At 65.4% G+C, this 23,305-nt stretch carries 19 protein-coding genes; 8 read left to right on the top strand and 11 right to left on the bottom strand.

The genetic code is table 11. The features are described from left to right. Nucleotides 1-84 precede the first annotated feature (84 nt). The 3 genes from GA0061099_RS15220 to GA0061099_RS15210 are packed head-to-tail and all read left to right on the top strand — an operon-like array spanning nt 85 to nt 3,473. On the top strand, nt 85-576 hold the full coding sequence (locus GA0061099_RS15220) for a YaiI/YqxD family protein (RefSeq protein ID WP_036022533.1): 492 nt from the start codon (nt 85-87) through the stop codon (nt 574-576). Nucleotides 577-578: 2 nt separating this feature from the next. Beyond that, nucleotides 579-2,390 carry an ABC-F family ATP-binding cassette domain-containing protein gene (locus GA0061099_RS15215; protein WP_036022531.1) on the top strand — a complete coding sequence of 604 codons (1,812 nt, stop codon included), beginning with the start codon at nt 579-581 and terminating at the stop codon, nt 2,388-2,390. A 3-nt stretch (nt 2,391-2,393) separates the two neighbouring features. Beyond that, a complete protein-coding gene (locus GA0061099_RS15210) occupies nt 2,394-3,473 on the top strand; it encodes a D-TA family PLP-dependent enzyme (RefSeq protein ID WP_036001049.1) in 1,080 nt (359 codons plus the stop codon). A gap of 115 nt (nt 3,474-3,588) precedes the next feature. On the opposite strand, the gene GA0061099_RS15205 is transcribed toward GA0061099_RS15210, so the two are convergent. The 8 genes from GA0061099_RS15205 to GA0061099_RS15170 all read right to left on the bottom strand — a co-directional run bounded on the left by GA0061099_RS15205 (nt 3,589) and on the right by GA0061099_RS15170 (nt 12,776). Then, nucleotides 3,589-4,806, bottom strand: coding sequence for a BaiN/RdsA family NAD(P)/FAD-dependent oxidoreductase (locus GA0061099_RS15205; protein WP_074447937.1), 1,218 nt, complete (start codon nt 4,804-4,806; stop codon nt 3,589-3,591). After that, nucleotides 4,803-5,720, bottom strand: coding sequence for an SDR family NAD(P)-dependent oxidoreductase (locus GA0061099_RS15200; protein WP_036022527.1), 918 nt, complete (start codon nt 5,718-5,720; stop codon nt 4,803-4,805). The genes GA0061099_RS15205 and GA0061099_RS15200 overlap by 4 nt, the downstream gene beginning before the upstream one ends. Nucleotides 5,721-5,838: 118 nt before the next feature. Continuing rightward, nucleotides 5,839-6,318: a MaoC family dehydratase gene (locus GA0061099_RS15195; RefSeq protein WP_036001055.1), complete on the bottom strand. Its 480-nt coding sequence runs from the start codon at nt 6,316-6,318 to the stop codon at nt 5,839-5,841. Further along, entirely contained in the window at nt 6,319-8,037 is a 1,719-nt protein-coding gene (locus tag GA0061099_RS15190; RefSeq protein WP_036022526.1) for an AMP-binding protein, read from the bottom strand. Then, nucleotides 8,037-8,957, bottom strand: coding sequence for a 3-hydroxyisobutyrate dehydrogenase (mmsB, locus tag GA0061099_RS15185; RefSeq protein WP_225149736.1), 921 nt, complete (start codon nt 8,955-8,957; stop codon nt 8,037-8,039). The genes GA0061099_RS15190 and mmsB overlap by 1 nt, the downstream gene beginning before the upstream one ends. Then, nucleotides 8,953-10,017: an enoyl-CoA hydratase/isomerase family protein gene (locus GA0061099_RS15180; RefSeq protein ID WP_036022520.1), complete on the bottom strand. Its 1,065-nt coding sequence runs from the start codon at nt 10,015-10,017 to the stop codon at nt 8,953-8,955. The genes mmsB and GA0061099_RS15180 overlap by 5 nt, the downstream gene beginning before the upstream one ends. Continuing rightward, nucleotides 10,014-11,159 (bottom strand): isobutyryl-CoA dehydrogenase, encoded by a 1,146-nt coding sequence (locus tag GA0061099_RS15175; RefSeq protein WP_036022518.1) that lies wholly within the window; start codon nt 11,157-11,159, stop codon nt 10,014-10,016. Before GA0061099_RS15175 ends, GA0061099_RS15180 begins: the two co-directional genes overlap by 4 nt. 120 nt (nt 11,160-11,279) lie before the next feature. Continuing rightward, complete coding sequence (locus GA0061099_RS15170) at nt 11,280-12,776, bottom strand: CoA-acylating methylmalonate-semialdehyde dehydrogenase (protein ID WP_036001072.1); 1,497 nt, start codon at nt 12,774-12,776, stop codon at nt 11,280-11,282. A 102-nt stretch (nt 12,777-12,878) separates the two neighbouring features. Between GA0061099_RS15170 and GA0061099_RS15165 the strand changes: the two genes are divergently transcribed. Then, a complete protein-coding gene (locus GA0061099_RS15165) occupies nt 12,879-13,787 on the top strand; it encodes a LysR family transcriptional regulator (protein ID WP_036001074.1) in 909 nt (302 codons plus the stop codon). A gap of 149 nt (nt 13,788-13,936) precedes the next feature. Here GA0061099_RS15165 and GA0061099_RS15160 read toward each other — a convergent pair whose 3' ends face one another. Next, nucleotides 13,937-14,557 carry a TetR/AcrR family transcriptional regulator gene (locus tag GA0061099_RS15160; protein ID WP_036022516.1) on the bottom strand — a complete coding sequence of 207 codons (621 nt, stop codon included), beginning with the start codon at nt 14,555-14,557 and terminating at the stop codon, nt 13,937-13,939. Nucleotides 14,558-14,626: 69 nt separating this feature from the next. Beyond that, nucleotides 14,627-15,154 carry a PaaI family thioesterase gene (locus GA0061099_RS15155; protein WP_036022513.1) on the bottom strand — a complete coding sequence of 176 codons (528 nt, stop codon included), beginning with the start codon at nt 15,152-15,154 and terminating at the stop codon, nt 14,627-14,629. Nucleotides 15,155-15,309: 155 nt separating this feature from the next. Here GA0061099_RS15155 and GA0061099_RS15150 point away from each other — a divergent pair, with 155 nt between their 5' ends. From GA0061099_RS15150 to GA0061099_RS15135, 4 genes are all read left to right on the top strand, one after another. After that, nucleotides 15,310-16,080: an enoyl-CoA hydratase gene (locus GA0061099_RS15150; RefSeq protein ID WP_036022509.1), complete on the top strand. Its 771-nt coding sequence runs from the start codon at nt 15,310-15,312 to the stop codon at nt 16,078-16,080. A gap of 301 nt (nt 16,081-16,381) precedes the next feature. Beyond that, nucleotides 16,382-17,578, top strand: coding sequence for an acetyl-CoA C-acyltransferase (locus GA0061099_RS15145; RefSeq protein WP_036022507.1), 1,197 nt, complete (start codon nt 16,382-16,384; stop codon nt 17,576-17,578). Between the two features lie 109 nt (nt 17,579-17,687). Further along, on the top strand, nt 17,688-18,977 hold the full coding sequence (locus tag GA0061099_RS15140) for an MFS transporter (RefSeq protein ID WP_074447868.1): 1,290 nt from the start codon (nt 17,688-17,690) through the stop codon (nt 18,975-18,977). 164 nt (nt 18,978-19,141) lie between these two features. Beyond that, nucleotides 19,142-20,617, top strand: a complete 1,476-nt coding sequence (locus GA0061099_RS15135) for an FAD-binding oxidoreductase (RefSeq protein WP_036022491.1) — start codon at nt 19,142-19,144, stop codon at nt 20,615-20,617. A 951-nt stretch (nt 20,618-21,568) separates the two neighbouring features. On the opposite strand, the gene GA0061099_RS15125 is transcribed toward GA0061099_RS15135, so the two are convergent. After that, nucleotides 21,569-23,266 carry a GMC family oxidoreductase gene (locus GA0061099_RS15125; RefSeq protein ID WP_036022488.1) on the bottom strand — a complete coding sequence of 566 codons (1,698 nt, stop codon included), beginning with the start codon at nt 23,264-23,266 and terminating at the stop codon, nt 21,569-21,571. Between the last annotated feature and the right edge of the window lie 39 nt (nt 23,267-23,305).

Below are 23,305 nucleotides of genomic sequence, written 5' to 3'. Positions count from 1 at the left end.
TTGTCGCGGGGCCGATCGTAGGCGCCGGGGAACAGCGGTCAATCCCCTCGCCTTTGCGGCCCGAATGCGGTACCACGCGGCGGAATGACCGAGACCCCGACCCGCATCTATGTCGACGCCGACGCCTGTCCGGTGAAGGACGAAATCTATCGCGTGGCGATCCGGCACGGCGTGCCCGTCAGCGTGGTCGCGGGCAATTTCATCCGCGTGCCGCAGGACCCGCTCATCGAGCGCATCGCCGCTGGCAGCGGCATGGACGCCGCGGACGACTGGATCGCCGAGCGCGCGAGGCCTGGCGACGTGGTGGTGACCTCGGACATCCCGCTGGCCAGCCGCTGCGTCAAGGCGGGCGCCGACGTGATCGCCCCGAACGGCAAGCCGTTCACCGAGGAGTCGATCGGTATGACGCTCGCGGTGCGCAATCTGATGACCGATCTGCGCTCGTCGGGTGAAGTCACCGGCGGCCCGCGCTCGTTCTCGCCGCGAGACCGCTCCGCCTTCCTCTCGGCGCTCGACCAGACGCTGCGCCGGATCCAGCGCCGCCGCGCAGATCAGGCCGTAACGAGCCAAGGTTAGCCATGGCCCCGCCGCTGATCCAACTCAAAGACATCAGGCTGACCTTTGGCGGCACGCCGCTGCTGTCGGGCGTCGAGCTCAACGTCGCGCCATCCGAACGGGTCTGCCTGATCGGCCGCAACGGCTCCGGCAAGTCGACTCTGCTGAAGATCGCAGCCGGCCTGGTCGAGCCTGACGCCGGCACGCGCTTCGTGCAGCCCGGCGCGACGGTGCGCTACCTGCCGCAGGAGCCGGATTTCGGCGGCCACAAGACCACGCTCGCCTATGTCGAGTCCGGGCTCGCGCCGGGGGACGACCAGCACCAGGCGCGCTATCTCCTGGAACAGCTCGGCCTCACCGGCGAGGAGAACCCGCACAACCTCTCCGGTGGCGAGGCGCGCCGCGCGGCGCTGGCCTTCGTGCTGGCGCCCTCGCCCGACATCCTGCTGCTGGACGAGCCGACCAACCATCTCGATCTCGCCACCATCGAATGGCTGGAGCAGGAGCTCGACTCCAGGCGCAGCGCGCTCGTCATCATCAGCCACGACCGTCGCTTCCTGACCAATCTCTCGCGCTCCACCGCTTGGCTCGATCGCGGCCGGATCAAGCAGATCGATCGCGGCTTTGCCTCGTTCGAGAGCTGGCGCGACGAGGTGCTGGCCGAGGAGGAGCGCGACCAGCACAAGCTCGACCGCAAGATCGTCGACGAGGAGCACTGGCTGCGCCACGGCGTCTCCGGCCGCCGCAAGCGCAACGTCAAGCGGCTCGCCAATCTGCATGCGCTGCGCGCCCAGCGCCGCAACTATCGCGGCACCGCCGGCAGCGCCAACCTCGCAGCCAGCGAAGCCGAGCAGTCCGGCAAGCTGGTGATCGAGGCCAAGGGCATCACGAAATCCTACGGCGAGCGCAAGATCGTCGAGAATTTCTCCACCCGCATCCAGCGCGGCGACCGGCTCGGCATCATCGGGCCGAACGGCGCCGGCAAGACCACGCTGGTCAACCTGCTCACCGGCGGCATGCAGCCGGATTCCGGGACGATACGTCTCGGCGCCAATCTGGAGATGGCGACGCTCGACCAGCATCGCGAAAGCCTCGATCCGAAATCGACACTGGCGGAAGCGCTCACAGGCGGCCGCGGCGATCAAATCATGGTCGGCGGCAAGCCGAAGCACGTCGTCGGCTACATGAAGGACTTCCTGTTCGCGCAGGAGCAACGCGGCACACCGCTGGAGGTGCTCTCGGGCGGCGAGCGCGGCCGGCTGATGCTGGCGCGAGCGCTGGCAAAGCCGTCGAACCTCCTGGTGCTGGACGAGCCGACCAACGATCTCGACCTCGAAACGCTCGACGTGCTCGAGGAGATGCTTGGCGACTACGAAGGCACCGTCATCCTGATCAGTCACGACCGCGACTTCCTCGACCGCGTCGTCACCTCGGTGATTGCGCCGGAGGGTAACGGCAAGTGGATCGAATATGCCGGTGGCTACAGCGACATGCTGAGCCAACGTGGCGCCGATTTGAAGCGCGAGGCGCCGAAAGCGCCACCGCTGGCGGAGAAGAAGGACGAGCGCGCAGCGGTCCCCTCGTCCGCGCCCAAGCGCAAGCTCAGCTTCAACGAGAAGCACGCGCTGGAAACGCTGCCGAAGAAGATGGAAACGCTGCACGCCGATATCGCAAAATTGCAGCGTGTGCTCGACGACCCCGGTCTCTATGCGAAAGATCGCAAAAAATTCGACGACACCTCGGCTGCCATCGCCAAGGCGCACGAAGAACTGTCCGCCGCCGAAGAGCGTTGGCTCGAACTCGAAATGCTCCGCGAAGAGATTGAACAGGCATAACTCATGACAACAACTCTTGCAGCCAAGATCGCCCGCGAATACGGCACACCCTGTGCCGTCATCGACATGGACAGGGTCGAGCGCAACATCGCGCGGATCCAGAAGGCCTGCGACGACGCCGGAATCGCCAATCGCCCCCACATCAAGACGCACAAGAACCCGACCATTGCCAAGATGCAGGTCGCGGCCGGCGCCAAGGGCATCACCTGCCAGAAACTGGGCGAAGCCGAGATCATGGCCAATGCCGGCATCGACGACATCCTGATCAGCTACAATCTGCTGGGCGATGAGAAGATGGCGCGGCTCGGCGCGCTGCAGGCGAAGGCCAACATGACGGTGGCGGCCGACAATTCGACCGTCGTCGCCGGCCTGCCTAAGGCGGCTGCGGCGTCAGGCCGCCCGCTCTCGGTCGTGGTCGAATGCGATACCGGGCGCAAGCGCGCAGGCGTCGAAACGCCGGCGGAGGCGATTGCGCTGGCGCGCGAGATCGCTTCGTCCAAGGGGCTCGAATTCGCCGGCTTCATGCTCTACCCCACTGAGACCGGGTGGACGGACGCGCAAAGATTCTACGACGAGGCGCTGGCCGGCGTGCGCGCGCACGGGCTCGACGCCAAGATCGTCTCGACCGGCGGCACGCCGAACCTCGTCAATATCGGCAAGCTCAAGGGCGGCACCGAGCATCGCTTCGGCACCTACATCTACAACGATCGCATGCAGGTCGCCGCAGGCTCAGCGACCTGGGATGATTGCGCGCTGCACATCTATTCGACGGTGGTGAGCCGCGCTGCGCCCGAGCGCGGCATCTTGGACGCCGGCTCGAAGACGCTGACCACGGATACCGGCGGGCTCGACGGCCACGGCCTGATCCTGGAGCATCCCGAAGCCAGAATCGCCAAATTCGCCGAGGAACACGGCTTCCTCGATCTCTCCCGCAGCAACACGCGGCCCAATGTCGGCGATGTCGTCCGCATCGTGCCGAACCACGTCTGCGTCGTCGTCAACATGATGGACGAGGTGGTGATGGTCCGCGGCGAGGAGATCATCGGCACGCTGCCGGTGGCCGCGCGTGGGAAGCTGCGGTAGGTGTACGCGCGCCGTTGCCACGGCCGTCATTGCGAGGAGCCCTTGCGACGAAGCAATCCAGACTGCCTCTGCGGAGGGATTCTGGATTGCTTCGCTGCGCTCGCAATGACGGGGGTTAGCGTTTGAGCCAGCCCAGCACGCCCCTGCCCGCCGCAGCCCCGGTCGCGAACGACGCCTGCAACAAGTACCCGCCGGTCGGCGCCTCCCAATCCAGCATTTCGCCGGCGGCGAACGTGCCCGGCACCTTGCGCAGCATAAAGTGCTCGTCGAGCTCGTCGAACAGAATTCCGCCTGCCGTCGAGATCGCGCGGTCGATCGCCGCTACTCCGGTAAGCTGAACCGGAACAGCATTGACCAGATCTGCGAGCTCCGCCGGCGAGAACGCGGCCAGCGGCCGGCCGGAGGCGATGGCGGCCTCCTGCATGAGGCCGATGCCGACCGGCGACAGCTGCGCGGCCTTGCGCAGGAAGTTCGCCAGCGATTGCTTGCCACGCACGCCTGACAGCCGCGTGGTCAGCGCAGCGGCGTCGAGATCGGGCCGCAACCCGATCATCAGCGTCGCCTGTCCGAGATTCAGCACAGCCTCGCGCAGTTCCGCCGACAGCGCGTAGATCGCACCGCCTTCGATGCCGCTGCGGGTGATCATCGCCTCTCCGCGAACCGTGTGCGCGCGAAGCGTCAGCGCCACGCCCTTGAGCGGCTGGCCTTCGAAACGGTCGCGGAAGACTTTGGACCAAGCGACCGTGAAGCCGGAATTGGCCGGCCGCAGCTTCGAGACGGCAATGCCCTTTGCAGCGAGGATATCGACCCAGCCGGCGTCCGAGCCGAGCCGCGGCCAGCTTGCGCCGCCGAGCGCGAGCAGCGTGGCGTTCGCTTCGATGGCGGAGACGCCTTTCGGCGTCTGAAAGATCAACCGACCCTCGCCGTCCCAGCCGATCCAGCGATGGCGAAAAGCAAAGCGGACACCGGCGGCATCGAGCCGCCGCAGCCAGGCGCGCAGCAAGGGCGAGGCCTTGAACGTTTTCGGAAACACGCGTCCGCTGCTGCCGACGAAGGTCGGCTCGCCCAGCGCCTCGCTCCAGGCACGTAGCGCATCGGGCGAAAATGCCTCGACCGCCGCCTGCAGCTTCGGTGCGGCCTCGCGATAGCGCGCCATGAATTGCGGCAGCGGTTCGCTGTGAGTGAGGTTGAGTCCGCCGCGGCCGGCCATCAGGAATTTGCGCCCCGCTGACGGCATCGCGTCGTAGACAGTGACGCGGGCGCCGCCTGACGCCAGCACCTCCGCCGCCATCAGCCCGGCGGGACCTGCGCCGATGACGGCGACGTCGGTCAGAGCTTGATCCCCGCCCGCGCCGCGGCCTGGGCGACGTATTTCTGCGTCTGCTCGAACGCGCCCTGCAGCGCCCTGGCCTTCGACATGTCGCTGATCTCGGCGAAATGCGCGGCGATCGCATCCGGCGTCCACTCGCTCTCCGGCAGGTTGATGCCTTCGCTCTCCAAAATCTTGATCACCGCAAACGAGCCGGCACCGGCGCCCATGATGGTGCGGGTCGGCGCATCCTCGCTCAGCATGTACTCGACCGCGGGGGTGATCGCGTTCGCCTTCATCAGCTGCAGCGCCTGCGGCGGCAGCAGCTCTTCCGTCATGCGGGTCGCAGCCGTCGGCGAGATGATGTTGACCCGAATGTCGTTCTTGCGGCCCTCCTCGGCGAGCACGTTCATCAAGCCGACCATGCCGGATTTCGCGGCGCCGTAATTGGCCTGGCCGAAATTGCCGTAGAGGCCCGAGGACGACGTCGTCAGCACGATGCGGCCGTAATTGCGGTCACGCATGCCGGCCCAGGCTGCCTTGCAGCAATAGAAGGTGCCGACGAGATGCACGTCGAGTACCTTCTGGAAATCGGCCACCTCCATCTTGCCGAACGACTTGTCGCGCAGGATGCCGGCATTGGCGCACAAGAGATCGACGCTGCCCCACTCCTTGGTAGCGCGCTCGACCATGGCGGTGACCTGCTCGAAATTGGAGACGTCGGCGCCGTCGGCCATCGCGATGCCGCCGGCCTTGCGGATCTCCTCGACCACGGCCTCGGCCGGCGACAGCGAGCCTCCGGTGCCGTCGCGCGCGCCACCGAAATCGTTGACCACGACCTTGGCGCCGCGGCTCGCCAGCCCCAGCGCATGCGCGCGTCCGAGACCATTGCCCGCGCCGGTGACGATGGCGACGCGTCCGTCGAACCTGATTGGCATAGTGGGTTTCCCAGATGTTAGCCGTCATGGCCGGGTTTGATCCGGCCATCCATCAAAATCGACAGGCTTTTGAGCAGCGATGGGTTGCCGGGTCAAGCCCGGCAAGGACGGCACGGGCCTACTCGAAATAGATCAGGCCGAGCCAGTCGGCGACGAGCGCCGGTTTATCCTCGCCCTCGATCTCGACCGTGACGTTGGTGCGGGACTGGAGCTCGCCTGGCTTGCGGAGCTTGGCTTCCGCCAGCACGAAACGGCCACGCACGCGCTTACCTGAGCGCACCGGCGAGATGAAGCGCAGCCTGTCGAAGCCGTAATTCACGCCCATCGTGGTGCCCGCAATCACGGGCATCACCTCGTAGGACATGATCGACAGCAGCGACATCGTGAGAAAACCATGCGCAATGGTAGTGCCGAACGCGGTTTCCTTCTTCGCGCGTTCCGGATCGACGTGGATGAACTGGTGATCTTCGATCACGTCGGCATAGCTGTCGATGCGGGGCTGATCGATCAGGTGCCACGACGATACGCCGATCTCCTTGCCGATCATGGCCTGATAGGCCTCGAGCGTAACAGGCGGCTTCTTCCAGACTTCGTTCACTTAGGTCTCACTCCGTGTCTTCGCCAGCTCCGGAAAATCCTCCTCACGGAATTCCCGGCCGCGCAAGGGATCGCTGCGATCGTCGTCGCGTTCGAGCCGTCGTAGCTGGACGCGGCGGATCTTTCCAGAGATCGTCTTCGGCAGCTCGGTGACGATTTCGAGGCGGCGGATGCGCTTGAACGGGGCCAGACGCGCGTGCAGGTGCTTGAAGATCGATAGCGCGGTTTCCGGCGAGCGTTCTGCACCCGCGGTCAGCAGCACGAACGCCTTGGGGATCGCGAGCCGGATTGGATCCGGGCTCGGCACCACCGCAGCTTCCGCGACCAGCTCGTGCTCGAGCAGGACGCTCTCCAGTTCGAACGGGCTGATGCGATAATCGGAGGATTTGAAGACGTCGTCAGAGCGGCCGACGAAGGTCAAGTAGCCGTCCTCATCCGCGAATACGACGTCGCCACTGCGATAGAGCGCGCCTGCGGCGCCGGACAATTTGCCGTCGTCGCCCTGATAGCCCTGCATCAGGCCGGCGGGGCGGTCGGCGCCGAGCACCAGCGTCACCTCGCCCTCCTTTGCGGGATAGCCGTCGGCATCGCTGATCTGCACGCGATAGCCCGGCAACGGACGGCCCATCGAGCCGATCTTGATCGGCTGGCCCGGCGAATTGCCGGCGAGCGCCGTGGTCTCGGTCTGGCCGTAGCCGTCGCGAATGGTGAGGCCCCAGGCCGCCTGCACCTGATCAATCACCTCGGGATTGAGCGGCTCGCCGGCGCCGCAGACCTCGCGAAGCGCCACCTTGAACGAGGCGAGGTTCTCCTGGATGAACAGCCGCCACACCGTCGGCGGCGCGCACAGCGTGGTGACGCCGCAGCGGCCGATGGTGGCAAGCAGCGACTTGGCATCAAAGCGCGGCTGGTTGACCACGAACACGGTCGCACCCGCATTCCACGGCGCGAAGAAGCAGCTCCAGGCATGCTTGGCCCAGCCGGGCGAGGAGATGTTGAGATGGACGTCGCCGGGCTTCAGCCCGATCCAGTACATCGTCGAGAGATGGCCGACGGAATAGCTGCGCTGACTGTGTCGCACCAATTTTGGTTTTGCTGTCGTACCCGAGGTGAAATACAGCAGCATCGGATCGTCGGCATTGGTCGGACCATCAGGCGCGAAGCTTTCGGAAGCTTTTGCTGCTTCGACATATGCCAGCCAACCGTCGGAGGCCGCGCCGACGACGATGCGAACGACATTCTCGGCGCCCAAGCTCGCGAATTTCGCCACCTGGTCCTGCGCGGCGACCACCGCCCTCGCCTTGCCGCGATCGAGCCGGTCGCGCAGCTCGTCGGCGGTCAGCAGCGTCGTGGCGGGAATGACGACCACGCCGAGCTTCATCGCGGCAAGCATCGTCTCCCACAGCGGAACCACGTTGCCGAGCAGCAGCAGGAGATGGTCGCCGCGCCTCAGGCCCTGCGCGCGGAGGAAGTTGGCGACCTGGTTGGAGCGGCGCGACAGCGCCGCGAAGGACAGCTTCGTCTGCTTGTCCTGGGCGGCATCGACGATCCAGAGCGCGGGCCGATCCTTGCTGTCCGCATTGGCCGCGAGCTCGGCGTCGAACCAGTCGAGCGCCCAGTTGAAAGGAACCGGATCAGGCCAGCGGAAACCTTTGACCGCAGCCTCGTAATCCGTGCGGTGTTGCAGAAGGAACGCGCGTGCTTCCTGGAATGTGGTCATCAAGCTTTCCCGGCTAAACTCCTAACGTGCTTGATAATTCCGGAAAAATCCACCCCGCCCTGGCCGGCTGCGTCGAAAGACTGATAGATCTCCTGCGCATGCTTGCCGAGCGGCGTCGCCGCGCCGGCAGCCTTGGCGGCATCCTGCGCCAGGGTGAGGTCCTTCACCATCAGCGCGGAGGCAAAGCCCGGCTTGTAATCGTTGTTGGCCGGCGAGGTCGGCACCGGGCCCGGCACCGGGCAATAGGTCGTCAGCGACCAGCACTGGCCGGACGAGGTCGAGGCCACATCGAACAGCGCCTGATGCGAGAGCCCGAGCTTTTCAGCCAAGGCAAAGGCCTCGCTCACCGCGATCATGGAAATGCCGAGGATCATGTTGTTGCAGATTTTTGCGGCCTGCCCTGCGCCGGCACCGCCGCAATGCACGATCTTCTTGCCCATGTTCTCGAGCACGGGCTTGGCCGCGGCAAATGCCTTCTCCTCGCCGCCGCACATGAAGGTGAGCGTCGCACCCTTGGCACCGCCCGTGCCGCCGGAGACCGGCGCATCGACCGAGAGCACGCCGTGCTTGGCGGCGAGAGCATGCGCGGCTCGCGCGCTTTCGACGTCGATGGTGGAGCTGTCGATGATGAGCGCACCCTTGGTCATGGCGGGCACGACCTCGTTCCAGACGCCGAGCACATGCTTGCCTGCGGGCAGCATGGTGACGACGACATCGGCGCCCTTCACCGCGGCCGGGGCGCTGTCGGCGATGCTGGCGCCATCGGTCTTGGCCTGATTGCGCGAGGCTTCGACAAGATCGAACGCCACCACCTTGTGGCCGGCCTTGACGAGGTTGGCCGCCATCGGGCCGCCCATGTTGCCGAGACCGATGAATGCGATCGTGGCCATTGTCGTATCCTCCCCTGTCGCGTTGTTAATTGAACTTCAACTCGTCCGCGCCGATCTCGGCGAGATAGGGCGCAAGCATCTCCGGCGTCACATGCTCGATTGCTCGCGGCGACCAGGTCGGGTTGCGGTCCTTGTCGATCACGGCAGCGCGCACGCCCTCGCGAAAATCATCGCTCCGAAACACTTCCAGCGCGGCGCGGTATTCGCGCACCAGGCACTCTTCCAGGCTCGATCCGCGCGCAAGCCGCAGCAGCTTGAGCGTCACCACCATGCCGCGCGGCGATTTTTCGTTCAGCGTCTTCAGCGTGGCCAGCGCGAACTCGGAACCATCGCGCGTCAACGCAGCGAAAATGTCCTCCATGCGATCGAAACCGAACAACGCATCGATGACCGGCTCCCTGGCGGCGACCGGCCCCGCAGTCTCGCCGGAGGCGAAGCCGTCGATGAGCTTGCTGACATCGGCTGCGGTCGCACCGGACCGCAGCTTGGTCAGCGCCTCGCGCAGCTCCGGCAATCTCACGGCCGGCACCACCCAATCGGCAAACTTCGCGTGGATCGCGTCCGGCCCGTTCATGGTCTGGCCGGTCAGCCCGAAATAGGTGCCGATCTCGCCCGGCGAATGCGACAGCAGATAGGTGCCGCCGACATCGGGGAAGAAGCCGAGGCCGACTTCGGGCATCGCGAGCTTGGTCCGATCGGTGACGATACGGTGGCTGGCATGGGCGGACAGACCGACACCGCCGCCCATCACGATGCCGTCCATGAAGGCGACATAGGGTTTTGGAAATTTCTTGATCCGGGCATTGAGGATGTACTCCTCGCGCCACAGGATCTTGCCGAGGTCGCCATTGACCTTGGAACTTTCCCAGAGCGTGCGGATGTCGCCACCGGCGCAGAGGCCGCGCTCGCCGGCGCCTTCCAGCAGGATCACGGCAACGGCAGGATCAGCCTCGAAGCGATCGAGCGCCTTGTCGATGTCGCGAAACATCTCAAGCGTCACGGCGTTGATCGCCTTGGGACGATTGAGCCTGATGATGCCGGCCGCGCCTTCGACGCGCGCGACCAGATCGCCCTCTTCCGCTCCGCTCATCGCGCGCCCTCGATCAGTTTGCGCGCCACGATGAGCCGCATGATTTCATTGGTGCCTTCGAGGATCTGGTGCACGCGTAAGTCGCGCACGATCTTCTCGATGCCGTATTCGCTGAGGTAGCCGTAGCCGCCGTGGAGTTGCAGCGCATGGTTGGCAACCTCGAACCCGACATCGGTGCCGAAGCGTTTCGCCATGGCGCAGAGCATGGTGGCGTCGGGGTCTTTGCGATCGAGCGCCGCGGCGGCGCGCCACAGGAAGGTGCGCGCGGCCTCCAACTCGATCGCCATGTCGGCGAGACGGAATTGCAGCGCCTGGAATTCGTCGAGCCGCTTCCCGAACGCCTTGCGCTCCTTCATGTAGGCGCGCGCCTTGTCGAGTGCTGCTTGCGCGCCGCCGAGCGAGCACGCCGTAATGTTGAGACGGCCGCCGTCGAGGCCGGCCATCGCGATCTTGAAGCCTATGCCCTCCTCGCTCAGGCGATTGGCCACGGGCACGCGGGCGTTCTCGAATATCACCGCGCGGGTCGGCTGCGCGTTCCAGCCCATCTTGCGCTCATTGGCACCGAAGGAGACGCCGGGGGTCTTGCCGTCGATGACGAGGGTCGAGATGCCGCCGGGGCCATCACCGCCGGTCCTGACCATCGCGACCAGCAGGTCGGTGCCACCGGCGCCTGAGATGAATTGCTTCTGGCCGTTGAGGACGTAGTGGTCGCCGTCGCGCACGGCGCGCGTGCGCAGCGCCGCGGCGTCCGAGCCGGCGCCAGGCTCGGTCAGGCAGTAGCTGGCGATCAGCTCCATGGTGCAGAGCTTCGGCAGCCAGGTGTGACGCTGGGTATCGCTGCCGAAGGCATCGATCATCCAGCTCGCCATGTTGTGGATGGAGATGAAGGCCGAGGTGGTCGGGCAGCCCGTCGCCAGCGCCTCGAAGATCAGCGCTGCGTCGAACCGCGTCATGGCGGAGCCGCCAACATCGTCGCGGATATAGATGCCGCCCATGCCGAGCTTGGCGGCTTCGCGCATCACCTCGACTGGAAAATACTTCTCCTCGTCCCAACGCAGCGCGTGCGGCGCGATCTTCTCGGCCGCAAACGCCAATGCCATGTCGCGAACCGCGATCTGATCCTCATTCAGAGCGAACTGCATGCCGGGCTGCTCTTTCTTTCGTCATTGCGAGCGAAGCGAAGCAATCCAGACCGTCTCCGCGGAAAGATACTGGATTGCTTCGTCGCTACGCTCCTCGCAATGACAGGCTGGGCTACAGCCTTACTTCATCAGCGGGATCGAGAACTCCGCACCTTCCTTGACGCCCGACGGCCAGCGCGAGGTCACCGTCTTGGTCTTGGTGTAGAAGCGGATCGAGTCCGGGCCGTGCTGGTTGAGATCGCCGAAGCCCGATTTCTTCCAGCCGCCGAAGGTGTAATAAGCGATCGGCACCGGGATCGGCACGTTGATGCCGACCATGCCGACGTTGACCCTGGCCGCGAAGTCGCGCGCGGCATCGCCGTCGCGGGTGAAGATGGCAACGCCGTTGCCGTAATCGTGGTCGGACGGCAGCGCCAGCGCCTCCTTGTAGTCGTGCGCGCGCACCACCGAGAGCACCGGGCCAAAGATCTCTTCCTTGTAGATCCGCATGTCCTTGGTGACGTTGTCGAACAGCGAGCCGCCGAGATAGAAGCCGTTCTCGTAGCCCTGCATCTTGAAGCCGCGGCCGTCGACGGCGAGCGTCGCGCCTTCCTTGACGCCGATGTCGATGTAGCTCTTGACCTTCTCGACCGCCTCGCGGGTCACGAGCGGACCGTAGTCGGCCGACGGATCGATCGAGGTGCCGATCTTGAGCGACTCGACGCGCGGGATCAGCTTTTCCATCAGGCGGTCGGCGGTGGACTTGCCGACGGGGACCGCGACGGAAACGGCCATGCAGCGCTCGCCGGCCGAGCCGTAGCCGGCGCCGATCAGCGCGTCCACGGCCTGGTCCATGTCGGCGTCGGGCATGACGATGGCGTGGTTCTTGGCGCCGCCGAAGCACTGGCAGCGCTTGCCGGTCTGCGCGGCGCGCTCGTAGATGTACTGCGCGATCGGCGTCGAGCCGACGAAGCCGATGGCCTTGATGTCGGGATCGTCGAGGATGGCGTCGACCGCCTCCTTGTCGCCGTTGACGACGTTGAGGATGCCGGCTGGCAGGCCCGCTTCCATCATGAGTTCGGCGAGCAGCATCGGCACGCCGGGGTCGCGCTCCGACGGCTTGAGGATGAAGGCGTTGCCGCAGGCGATCGCCGGCGCAAACTTCCACATCGGGATCATCGCCGGGAAATTGAACGGCGTGATGCCTGCGACGACGCCGAGCGGTTGGCGCATTGAATAGATGTCGATGCCGGGGCCAGCGCCTTCGGTGTATTCGCCCTTCATCAGATGCGGAATGCCGCAAGCGAATTCCGCGACTTCTAGGCCGCGCTGGATGTCGCCCTTGGCGTCGGGGACGGTTTTGCCGTGCTCGCGCGCGAGCAGCTCGGCGAGCTTGTCGTAATCGCGCTGGACCAGCTCCACAAATTTCATCATGACGCGCGCGCGGCGCTGCGGATTGGTCGCGGCCCATTCGGGCTGTGCGGCGCGCGCGTTCTCGACAGCGGCGCGGACTTCGGCCTTGGACGCCAGCGCCACCTTGGCCTGAACGTCACCGGTCATCGGCTCGAAAACGTCGGCGGTGCGGCCAGAGGTGCCCTTGACCTCCTTGCCACCGATGAAATGTCCGATTGAACGCATGGAATGGTCTCCTTCAGGCCGAGCGTGGTCGCTTTGACAAATCCTATTGACCTGCATTTTATAGGATTCAAGTCTGAGATAATGCACCATAGATGTGCGAAAATGCTGGATCAAGGCGCTATCGATTGGGACGACTTTCGCTTCGTGCTGGCCATCGTGCGGGGCGGCTCGGTGTCGGCTGCGGCAAAACAGCTGGGGGTCGACCATGCCACCGTGATCCGCCGCGTCGACCGGCTGGAGAAGCACCTCTCGGCCAAGCTGTTCGACCGGCGCAAGACCGGCTACCTCCTCACCGAGGCCGGCCAGCGCGTCGCCGACAGCGCCGAAGCCATGGAATCGACCATCGTCGCCAACCAGGAGCAGGTCGGCGGCTCCGTGGCGCGGCTGACCGGGACGGTGCGGATCGGCGCGCCTGATGGGTTCGGCACCGCCTTCCTGGCGCCGCGGCTGACGCCGTTCGCGGACCGCTATCCCGATCTCGACTTGCAACTTGTAGCAACCGCGCGGCTGTTCAGCCTCTCCAAGCGCGAGGCCGACATCGCCATCAGCCTGACCATGCCGAAGGAAGGTCGCATCGTCGGGCGCAAGCTGCTCGACTACCGCCTCGGGCTCTACGCGGCCCCCGCCTATCTGGACCGCTTCCCGAAAATCGCCTCGCGGCAGGATCTGACGCAGCACCGCTTCGTCGGTTACATCGAGGAACTCCTGTTCACGCCGGAGCTCGACTATCTGCCACAGGTGTCGCCGCGAATCTCGGCGCGCTTCCGCAGCGCCAATCTGATCGCGCAGCTCAACGCCACCCTCTCCGGCTTCGGCATCGCGGTGCTGCCGCATTTCATGGCGAGCGACTATCCGCAGCTTGTCGCCGTGCTGCCCGAAGAGATCTCGATCACGCGGACGTTCTGGATGCTGATGCACGCCGACAGTAAGGACCTGGCGCGGATCAGGGCCGTGGCGGATTACATCTCGGAGATTGTCGAGCGCGAGCGGGCGTTGTTTGCTGGGCGGTGAACGGCGGTCTCGTAGGGGTCTCGTAGGGTGGGTTAGCCGAAGGCGTAACCCACCTCTTCCGTCTCCGCGGACGAACACAGTGGTGGGTTACGCCAAGCGAATGCGCTTCGCGCAATCGCATGGCTAACCCACCCTACACGGCATTTCGCCTAGTTCTGTTTCGCCTTCTTCGCGGCCGCCACCTTCGACTCACGCTTCGCTCCCTCGAGCGCGTGGTCCCGGCCGGCCTTCAGCATCTCGTCGGACAATTCGCTCGAGCCGGCGATGCGCGCCAGCAGCATGGTTCCGGCCATCGTCGCGAGCGTCGCGATCGCCTGCTTGCGTGCCGCCTTGCGCGGCATGTTCGAGATGGTGTCGGTCAGGGCCTCGATCATCTCATCCAGCTTGCCGGCAAAGGCCTTGCGTGTCTTCGGACTCTCGCGGGCGATCTCGGCTCCCAGCGCGGGAATCGAGCAGCCGTGACCGGGATTGTCGCGATGCAGCGTGGACAAATAGCTTTCCGCGATCAGCGCTAGCCGCTTTTCCGGAGCGACCTCGCCGGTGAGCTTGCGCCAGTGTTCCATCGAACGGTCCATCGCGTAGGCAAAAGCCTCGATCACCAGTGCCTCGCGGGAATCGAAATGCGCGTAAAAGCCGCCGTGGGTCAGGCCCGCCTCCTTCATGAGGTCGGCGACGCCGATACCGTGGGCACCCTTCTCCCGCAGCCGCACCGAGGCCTTCTTCACGATGCGATCGTGGGTTTCCTGCTTGTGTTCCCGGGAATAGCGCATGCGGATCTCATTGAATGTCGGAGATCATCTCATAACACGCAAATGCCGAGATGGGTGCATCAATTCATGTCAAGTTGTGCCGATCATGGAGAAGGTCGCAGTTGCATGGACCGCAAGTGCGCCCTTGCCGTCCCGCACAAAACCCTCGGTGTAGCTGGTCTGGCGTCCTAGCTTGATCACCTTGCCCTCGGCCGAAATCAGCCCGGAACGCACCGACAGGGGGCGCAGATAAGTCAGCTTCAGATCGAGGGTCACCGAGCTTTGTCCGGCCTCCAGCCTGGTCGAGATGGCGCATCCCATGGCCGTATCGAGCAGCGCTGCGGCGGTCGCGCCATGGAGAAGTCCGATGGTGTTTTCGAGATCCTCGCGCGGCTCCAGTTCCATGACGATCCGGCCCGGCTCGACCACGGCCATGGTGAAACCTATCAGCTTGGCGAAGGGCGGCGGCGGCAGGCGGCCGTCACGGATGCCCAGCATGGCATCCATGCCCGACAGGCCCATCGCCGCCCGCGCCACCGGCGCAGGCACCTGCCAGTCCACTACGCGTTCCCGCCTCTGCGCGGGCGAAAACAGGTCGGGTTGATCGTCACCGGTCATGGCAGCCTCTTTAGATGATATTCGTCATACTATGCCACGGACTTCACGCTGGCAACCCGCCCTCCCCGCCGCTTGACAAGACGTACGTTTCGGCCCGGAAGTGATCCCGACCGGCGCGCCCCGCGCATGTCCACGAAACCTTTCGAGATCCCACGATGGAAATGCTCAACAATCATTGCGGCGTGACGCGCGATGCGCGCGGCGTCGTTCATGTCGCGATCTGCAACGCCGGCCCGCTCAACATCCTCGGCTCGCCCGTGACCGACGCCGTGCGCGAAGGCCTGCAGCAGCTCGCATCCGACCGCAGCATCCGCGTCGTGGTGCTGCGCGGACAGAGCGAGAAGAGCCTGATCGGCGGAGCCGACATCAAGGAGATGGCCGGGCTCGACCAGACATCCGCCGAGGCCTTCATCAGCCGCCTGCGCGATCTCTGCGAGGCGGTGCGCGCCTTCCCTGCCCCGATCATCGCACGCATGCCGGGCTGGTGCCTCGGCGGCGGGCTCGAAGTGGCGGCGGCCTGCGACTTCCGCGTCGCCGCGCATGATGCCCATTTCGGCATGCCCGAGGTGCGTGTCGGCATCCCCTCGGTGATCCATGCCGCGCTGTTGCCGCGCCTGATCGGTTGGGCCCGCGCGCGCTGGCTGGTGATGACGGCGGAGAACATCAATGCAGCCACGGCGCTGGCATGGGGCCTGGTCGACAAGGTCGCTGCGCCCGGCGAGCTCGATGCCGAGGTCGAGCATCTAGTGAAGGCCTTGCTCGAATGCGGCCCCGAGGCACTGCGCTCGCAAAAGGCGCTGCTGCGGCAATGGGAGGAACTGCCGCTGACCGAGTCGGTGAATTTGAGCGTGAAAGTGTTCGGCGAGTCATTCCTGACGGACGAGCCGACGCGGCTGATGGGCGCGTTCGTGAACCGGAAGCGATAGACGCGAGGAAGCAACAGCGCAGCCAAGAAAAGACGGTGTCATGCCCGCCTAGTGCGCAATTGCGCTCCGGGGGGCATCCAGTACGCGGCGCCTTCCCGGTTCTAGCCGCGAGGCCTCTGGAATACTGGATTGCCCGCCTTCGCGGGCAATGACAGCATACTGCGGGTAAGCAGCCCCCCCAACCGCACGACCAAATCTCATCCGACCCACGACATTTTCTCATCCCTGTCGCGGTTGCATTTTTTGCGCCGCATCATATGATGATCATCATCTTACACGTCATCGCCAGGGAGTTCTCGTCATGGCCGAAGCCGCCGATCCCGTCGTCATCGTCTCCGCCGCACGCACCCCGCTCGGCCGCTTCATGGGCGAGTTGTCGCCGCTCCCGGCCCACAAGCTCGGCTCACATGTGATCGGTGCGGTGCTCGAACGCGCCAAGCTCGCGCCCGAGAAGGTCGACGAGGTCTTCATGGGCTGCGTGCTGCCGGCAGGCCAAGGCCAGGCGCCGGCGCGCCAGGCCGCACGCAGCGCCGGTCTGCCCGATGCGACCGGCGCCACCACCGTCAACAAGGTCTGCGGTTCCGGCATGAAGGCGACCATGCTGGCGCACGACATCATCCGCGCCGGCTCGGCCGACATCGTCGTCTCCGGCGGCATGGAGAGCATGAGCAACGCGCCCTACCTGCTCGCCAAGGCGCGCGGCGGCTATCGCGTCGGCCACGACCGCATCATCGACCACATGATGATGGACGGCCTAGAGGACGCCTACGAGACCGGCCGTTCCATGGGCGATTTCGGCGAAGCTACCGCGGAAGCCTATCAATTCACCCGCAAGGACCAGGACGCCTATGCGATGGAGACGCTCAGCCGCGCCCGCAAGGCCGTCGAGGGCGGCGCGTTCAAGGCCGAGATCGCGCCGATCACGCTGACCGAAAAGGCCGGCCCGCGCGTGATCGCCAATGACGAGCATCCGCTCAAGGTCGACCCCGCCAAGATCCCCGGATTGAAGCCGGCATTCCGCGCCAACGGCACCATCACGCCGGCCGCCTCCTCCGCCAATGCCGACGGCGCCGCCGCGCTGGTGCTGACGAAGCGCGCACTTGCTGACCGGAGCGGCCTGCCTGTTCTCGCCGAGATCAAGGGCCACGCCACCCATAGCCAGGAGCCGCAATGGTTCACCACGGCGCCGATCCCGGCGATCCGCAAGCTGCTGGACAAGGTCGGCTGGAGCGCGGGCGACGTCGACCTGTTCGAGATCAACGAGGCCTTCGCCGTGGTGGCGATGGCGGCGCAGCGCGACCTCGGCATTCCCCGCGAGAAGCTCAACGTCAACGGCGGCGCCTGCGCGCTGGGCCACCCCATCGGCGCCACCGGCGCGCGGCTGATCGTGACGCTGCTCCATGCGCTGGAGGCCAACAACCTCAAGCGCGGCATCGCCGCACTCTGCATCGGCGGCGGCGAGGCCACCGCGATTGCGGTGGAACGCCTCGCCCGCTGACGCAAAAGTCCGAAAACAAGGGAACTCTGTCATTTGCGACAGATACATCCCGTGCCATTCTCTAACTGACGCAGGTCTCTTGCGGCCTGCCCATCCACGTTGAGGCCCAATGATTTCGAACTGGCTCGCGGCAGCACTGTCCCGCCGTAACATTCATTATGGCTGGGTGATGGTCGGCGTGACTTTCCTCACCGCGCTGATCAGCGCCGGCACGGTCGGCGCGCCCGGCGTGTTCATCGTTCCCCTGCAGAAGGAGTTCGGCTGGAGCACGGCGGAGATCTCGTCCGCGCTGTCGATCCGCTTCATCCTGTTCGGACTGATGGCGCCGTTCGCGGCCGCCCTGCTCAACCGCTATGGCCTGCGCAACGTCACGCTGGCCGCCCAGCTGATCGTGGTCTCGGCACTCGTGCTCTCGCTCGGCATGACAGAGGTCTGGCAGCTCATTGCCCTCTGGGGCGTGGTGATCGGGATCGGCACCGGCATGACGGCCTTGGTGCTCGGCGCGACCATCGCCACGCGCTGGTTCGCGACACGACGCGGCCTCGTGGTCGGCATCATGACCGCAAGCGTTGCCACCGGCCAGCTCGTGTTCCTGCCGCTGCTGGCGAGCCTCACCGAGCGCTACGGCTGGCGTCTCGCACTCGGCCTGGTCTGCATCATGCTCGTTATTTCGTCGCTGGCGGTGCTGCTCGCAATGCGTGACCGGCCGAGCGACGTCGGCCTGCGGCCGTTCGGCGACGAAGGCACCGAACCTTTGCCGGCGCCGCCGGTCAGCCACGGCTCGATCACTGGCGTTGCGCTCGGCACGCTGCGCGATGCCTCGAGGTCGATGGCGTTCTGGATCTTGTTCGCGACCTTCTTCGTCTGCGGCGCCTCCACCAACGGGCTCGTGCAGGTGCACCTGATCCCGATGTGCCTCGATTTCGGCATCCCGCAGGTGCAGGCGGCGAGCCTGCTCGCTGCAATGGGCATCTTCGACTTCTTCGGCACGATCATGTCTGGCTGGCTATCGGACCGCTACGACAATCGCTGGCTCCTGTTCTGGTACTACGGTCTGCGCGGGCTCTCGCTGATCTTCCTCCCCTTCAGCGATTTCTCCTTCTACGGCCTCTCGGTTTTCGCGATGTTCTACGGTCTCGACTGGATCGCGACGGTGCCGCCGACGGTGCGGCTCACCGCGCAGAAGTTCGGGCCCGAGCGCGCCAATCTGGTGTTCGGCTGGATCTTCGCCGGCCATCAGCTCGGCGCCGGCGCCGCGGCGTTCGGCGCAGGCTTCTCGCGCACCGTCTACCAGAGCTACCTGCCCGCCTTCTTCATCGCCGGCGCGCTCTGCATGTTCGCGGCCTTGATCGTGCTGGCGCTGTCGCGACAGCCGAAACTGCAGCCGGCGGCGGCCTGAAGCCGGCCTACGACCCCATCGTGATGGTGACGCCTGACCCGGCGGCGTCACCATCCGCAAGACGCGGTCGGCCACATTCCCATTAGACTCCTCGCGCCAAACGTGGACAATGCCCTCCGCACGTCACCGTGCGCAGTGCACACCAAGATGCGCCAGAGGAAACAATGCCGGCTGCCTTCCCATCGTCCCCACCCATCATCCCAACCGCCCCCTTGACCGCCGAGATGCGCGATGCGTTGCGCGCGATCGTCGGCGACAAAGGCCTGATCGAGGACGAGCATGGCAAGCAGCCGTTTGTGACGGATTGGCGGGGATTGCTGGTCGGCAACGCCGGCGCCGTCGTTCGCCCTGGCAGCACCGAGGAGGTCTCGAAAGTGGTCCGGCTCTGCCACGAGCACGGCGTCGCGATCGTGCCGCAGGGCGGCAACACCGGCCTGATGGGCGGGGCGACGCCCTGGCCTGCGCACACCGGCATCGTGCTGTCGCTCGGCCGGATGAACCGCGTGCTGGATGTCGATCCCGTCGGCTATTCGATGACGGTCGAGGCCGGCTGCGTGTTACAGACGCTTCAGGAGACCGCAAGCGAGCACGACCGCTTCCTGCCGCTGAGCCTCGGTGCCCAGGGCTCCTGCATGATCGGCGGCAATCTCTCCACCAACGCCGGCGGCGTGCAGGTGCTGCGCTACGGCAATGCCCGCAATCTCGTGCTGGGGCTCGAGGTCGTGCTGCCGAATGGCGAGGTCTGGGACGGATTGCGCGCGCTCAAGAAGGACAACACCGGCTACGACCTCAAGCACCTGTTCATGGGCGCCGAGGGGACGCTGGGCATCATCACCAAGGCCGTGCTCAAGCTGTGGCCGGCACCGAAGGACGTCTGCACGGCGTGGCTGGCGATCCGCGATCCCCGCGCGGCGCTGGAAATCCTGTCCGAGGCGCACGCGGCATCCGAGGACAATGTCGGCTCCTGCGAGCTGCTCAGCCGGGCGGCCATCGACCTTTCCCTGCGCCACATTCCCGGGACGCAGGATCCGCTGAAGGCGGATACGCCCTGGTACCTGCTGCTGGAATGGTCGTCGGCGCGCCCGCGGCAGGACGGAACCGAGGGCATGTCCGGCAAGATGGAGCAGTTTCTCGCCGATCAACTCGAGGCCGGCCGCGTGCTGGATGCGGCGATCGCGCACACATTCGGTCAATCGCGCAACATGTGGCGCATCCGCGAAGCCATGGCGGAGGCCTCCCGCGCCGAGGGACCGGGGATCAGTTTCGACGTGTCGGTGGCGATCTCAGGGATCCCGGAGTTCATCGACAAGGGCCTCAAGGCCGTGCTCGACATTCTCCCGACCATTCGGCCCTATCCGCTCGGCCATATCGGCGACGGCAATCTGCACTTTTCGTTCATGGGGCCGAAGGGCATGGACCAGCAGACGCTGAACCAATACGCGGCCGCCATCACGCGCGCCGTGAACGATCTCGTCACCTCCATGGGCGGCTCGATCTCGGCGGAGCACGGCATCGGCATCGACAAGCTCGACGAGCTCAGCCACTACCGCTCCAAGACCGAGCTCGACATCATGCGCACCATCAAACGCGCGCTCGATCCGCACAACATCATGAATCCCGGCAAGGTGCTCCGGCTGTGATCGGCTCGGCGTTCGGCGTTGGCGGGTCGCAAAGATGTTGCGACCCGTCCGCCGTTTTTGGAGCGCTATCCGCTGCCCTCAAGCCACCGAGCCGCCGCGCGGGTTGACAATCGTATACCCTCGCAGCGAACGCGCGTGGATTCGCGTCGCGCGCCCACCCGAGTTGGCGTCATAGGCCATCCAGACGTCGCCTCCGAGGTGCTGTTCAAGGACGAAAACGTGTCCTCGTCGCGCAGCAACCATTCCCGGTGCGGGTGATGTCCTGGGAAAGCGGAGCCAATTGGACGCAAGATTCAATTCCGGCACGATACGGCCGAACACGCGCAGAGCCGCGCCGCAGCCGCAGAACGACGAAGGGCAACCGGCCGGACGGCCACCGACAATGCGAGCGCCGTGGGCACCGGAGACGGCCGCCGGCGTGGTCGTGCTCCCAGCATCAGTCACCGTCAGTTGTGTCGAGCGGTACGCTTGCAGTGTGGACCTAGAAATCAGCGAAGATCTGGAAGCCAGTGAGGGCCTGGCAGCCCGCTCGCGTCGCGTCTGCGAATACGAGAAGTCGCAGGGCATTGTGACGTTGCATTCAGGAGCTTGATGAATGCGATAAGGGCGCGCTTCCGAAGCGATAGAACCCAGGATAACGAGGACGCACGCAGAAAATACGCGTTTGAACATTGCAGGACTCCAAATGAGAGACCCTGCCCCGGGCAAAGAGACCAATAACAGTTTGGCTGAAATGGGCCTAAAGCGCGGCTGAAACTGGCTGCGATCGTGCGCCACGACTGCACGATCTCATAGCCTACACGTAGCGCCTGAGATGATTAACTCGCCGCGCTCGAATGCGCGATTAGCGCGTCAAGCTCACGGCATGCAACCAAGTCGGACCGCGCGAGGCAAGTATCCATCAGCGCTCCTCCTCCCCGCACTGCCCGGATCGCCAGAACTCGCTGCCGCTCATTGCATCATGGCGGCCGCGATCTTCTCCGCCGACATCAACACCGGAAAGTTGGTGTTGGCGCACGGCACCACCGGGAAGATCGAGGCATCGACGACGCGCAGGCCCTGCACGCCCTTGACGCGGCCCTGATTGTCGACCACCGCCATCGGATCCTCAGTGCGGCCCATGCGGCACGAGCATGAGGCGTGCCAGACGCCGATCGTCGCCTTGCGCACGAAGGCTTCCAGCGCCTCGTCGTCGTTCATCACCTGATCGAAGGTGAAGCCTTCGACGACGAAATTGTCGATCATGTAGTGACGCAGCGCCGCCGGCCCGTCCATCAGGGTCGCGGCGATCGTGGTGAGAATCTTGTTCCTGGTGTTGACCACGCCGATCTTGCGGACGCGATCGGTATAGGCGGCCGGAAACGGCTTGTCCGTCACCTTCCTGACCACCTCGCTCATCTGGATCGCCGCCATCTTGCGGAAACCGCTCATCAGGCGATCGAGATCGCGGCGGTCGGACAGCAGGTTGAACTCGACGATCGGCTCTGCCGAGGGATCGCGCGAGGCGAGCCTGACCTGTCCGGTCTCGGAATAGGTCTTGTTGACGAAGGTCAGGAGCGAGCCGATCTGCGCGCCGACGGCGTGCCAGGCCGATTTGCTGATGACGACGACGAACATGTCGCCCTTGGGCACATCAGGCAGCCCGGAGGAGTAGCGCAGGCCGAGCTGCATGTGGCGCCTGGTGTGCTCGTTCATGCGCGCGCCGCGGCGAACAAACGACGACAGCGAGATCGAGGGATGGTCCATCAGGCGCTGGCCGACGCCCGGCAAGGCCGCCAGCACGGGAATGCCCAGATCCTTGAGGTGACCGACGGGACCGATGCCGGCGCGGAGCAGATGCGCCGGCGAATGGATGGCGCCGCTGGAGAGGATGATCTCGCGCCCGCGGAATTCCTGCTCGCGTCCGTCGACCATCGCCTTCACGCCGACGCAGCGCGTGCCTTCGAACAGCAGCTCTCGCACCTGCGTGTTGGTCGAAATCGCAAGGTTCGCACGCGCGCGGGTGTCGCGATCGAGATACCCCATCGCGGCCGAGACGCGCTGCTCGGCTTGATTGGAATGCGTCACCGGGAAGAAGCCGTCGACGAATTCGCCGTTCTGGTCGGCCACGAATTGATGGCCGGCCTGCTGGAAGGCCTGCGCGAATGCCTCCGAATGTCGCGTCCAGTGCTCGCGCGGGATGCGGCGGACAGGGATCCTTCCGTCCGTGCCGTGATACGGTCCGTCGAAATCGAGGTCGCGCTCCACCTTCTTGAAGAACGGCAGCACGTCAGCCCACGACCACCCCTCGGCGCCGCGCGCCTCCCATTCATCGTAGTCGGTCGGCGCGCCGCGGTTGGCCATCTGCCCGTTGATCGACGAGCCCCCGCCCAGCACGCGCGCCTGCTCGTATTTGCGCAAAGGAGGCCGCGACTCCTCGGGATTGTTGTGGCTGACGACCTGGGTCGTCACCTTGAGCTCGGTCCAGTGAAAGCGCGGATCGAAATAGGCGGTGCCGGGATAGCTGTCCCTGATTTCGGCTGGCTCGTTGCCGGGTGGCGTGTCCTGACCGGCTTCGCAGAGCAGGACCTTGTTGGCGCTCCTGGCGGAGAGCCGGTGGGCCAGCACGGACCCCGCCGAGCCGCCGCCCACGATGATGAAGTCGTACACGATTGGCGCTTCCTCTTGTTCTTGTTGGGGGAACGTAGC

The organism is Bradyrhizobium yuanmingense, assembly GCF_900094575.1.
Classification (GTDB): Bacteria; Pseudomonadota; Alphaproteobacteria; order Rhizobiales; family Xanthobacteraceae; genus Bradyrhizobium; species Bradyrhizobium yuanmingense.
This window is presented reverse-complemented; position numbering and strand designations above follow the sequence as displayed.

Coding starts and splice junctions, on each gene's coding strand:
- GA0061099_RS15165 (WP_036001074.1), top strand. CDS start 12,879: ATGCTGGATCAAGGCGCTATCGATTGGGACGACTTTCGCTTCGTGCTG.
- GA0061099_RS15135 (WP_036022491.1), top strand. CDS start 19,142: ATGCCGGCTGCCTTCCCATCGTCCCCACCCATCATCCCAACCGCCCCC.
- GA0061099_RS15160 (WP_036022516.1), bottom strand. CDS start 14,557: ATGCGCTATTCCCGGGAACACAAGCAGGAAACCCACGATCGCATCGTG.
- GA0061099_RS15175 (WP_036022518.1), bottom strand. CDS start 11,159: ATGCAGTTCGCTCTGAATGAGGATCAGATCGCGGTTCGCGACATGGCA.
- GA0061099_RS15190 (WP_036022526.1), bottom strand. CDS start 8,037: ATGACCACATTCCAGGAAGCACGCGCGTTCCTTCTGCAACACCGCACG.
- GA0061099_RS15155 (WP_036022513.1), bottom strand. CDS start 15,154: ATGACCGGTGACGATCAACCCGACCTGTTTTCGCCCGCGCAGAGGCGG.
- GA0061099_RS15220 (WP_036022533.1), top strand. CDS start 85: ATGACCGAGACCCCGACCCGCATCTATGTCGACGCCGACGCCTGTCCG.
- GA0061099_RS15140 (WP_074447868.1), top strand. CDS start 17,688: ATGATTTCGAACTGGCTCGCGGCAGCACTGTCCCGCCGTAACATTCAT.
- GA0061099_RS15150 (WP_036022509.1), top strand. CDS start 15,310: ATGGAAATGCTCAACAATCATTGCGGCGTGACGCGCGATGCGCGCGGC.
- GA0061099_RS15215 (WP_036022531.1), top strand. CDS start 579: ATGGCCCCGCCGCTGATCCAACTCAAAGACATCAGGCTGACCTTTGGC.
- GA0061099_RS15180 (WP_036022520.1), bottom strand. CDS start 10,017: ATGAGCGGAGCGGAAGAGGGCGATCTGGTCGCGCGCGTCGAAGGCGCG.
- GA0061099_RS15210 (WP_036001049.1), top strand. CDS start 2,394: ATGACAACAACTCTTGCAGCCAAGATCGCCCGCGAATACGGCACACCC.
- GA0061099_RS15145 (WP_036022507.1), top strand. CDS start 16,382: ATGGCCGAAGCCGCCGATCCCGTCGTCATCGTCTCCGCCGCACGCACC.
- GA0061099_RS15200 (WP_036022527.1), bottom strand. CDS start 5,720: ATGCCAATCAGGTTCGACGGACGCGTCGCCATCGTCACCGGCGCGGGC.
- GA0061099_RS15170 (WP_036001072.1), bottom strand. CDS start 12,776: ATGCGTTCAATCGGACATTTCATCGGTGGCAAGGAGGTCAAGGGCACC.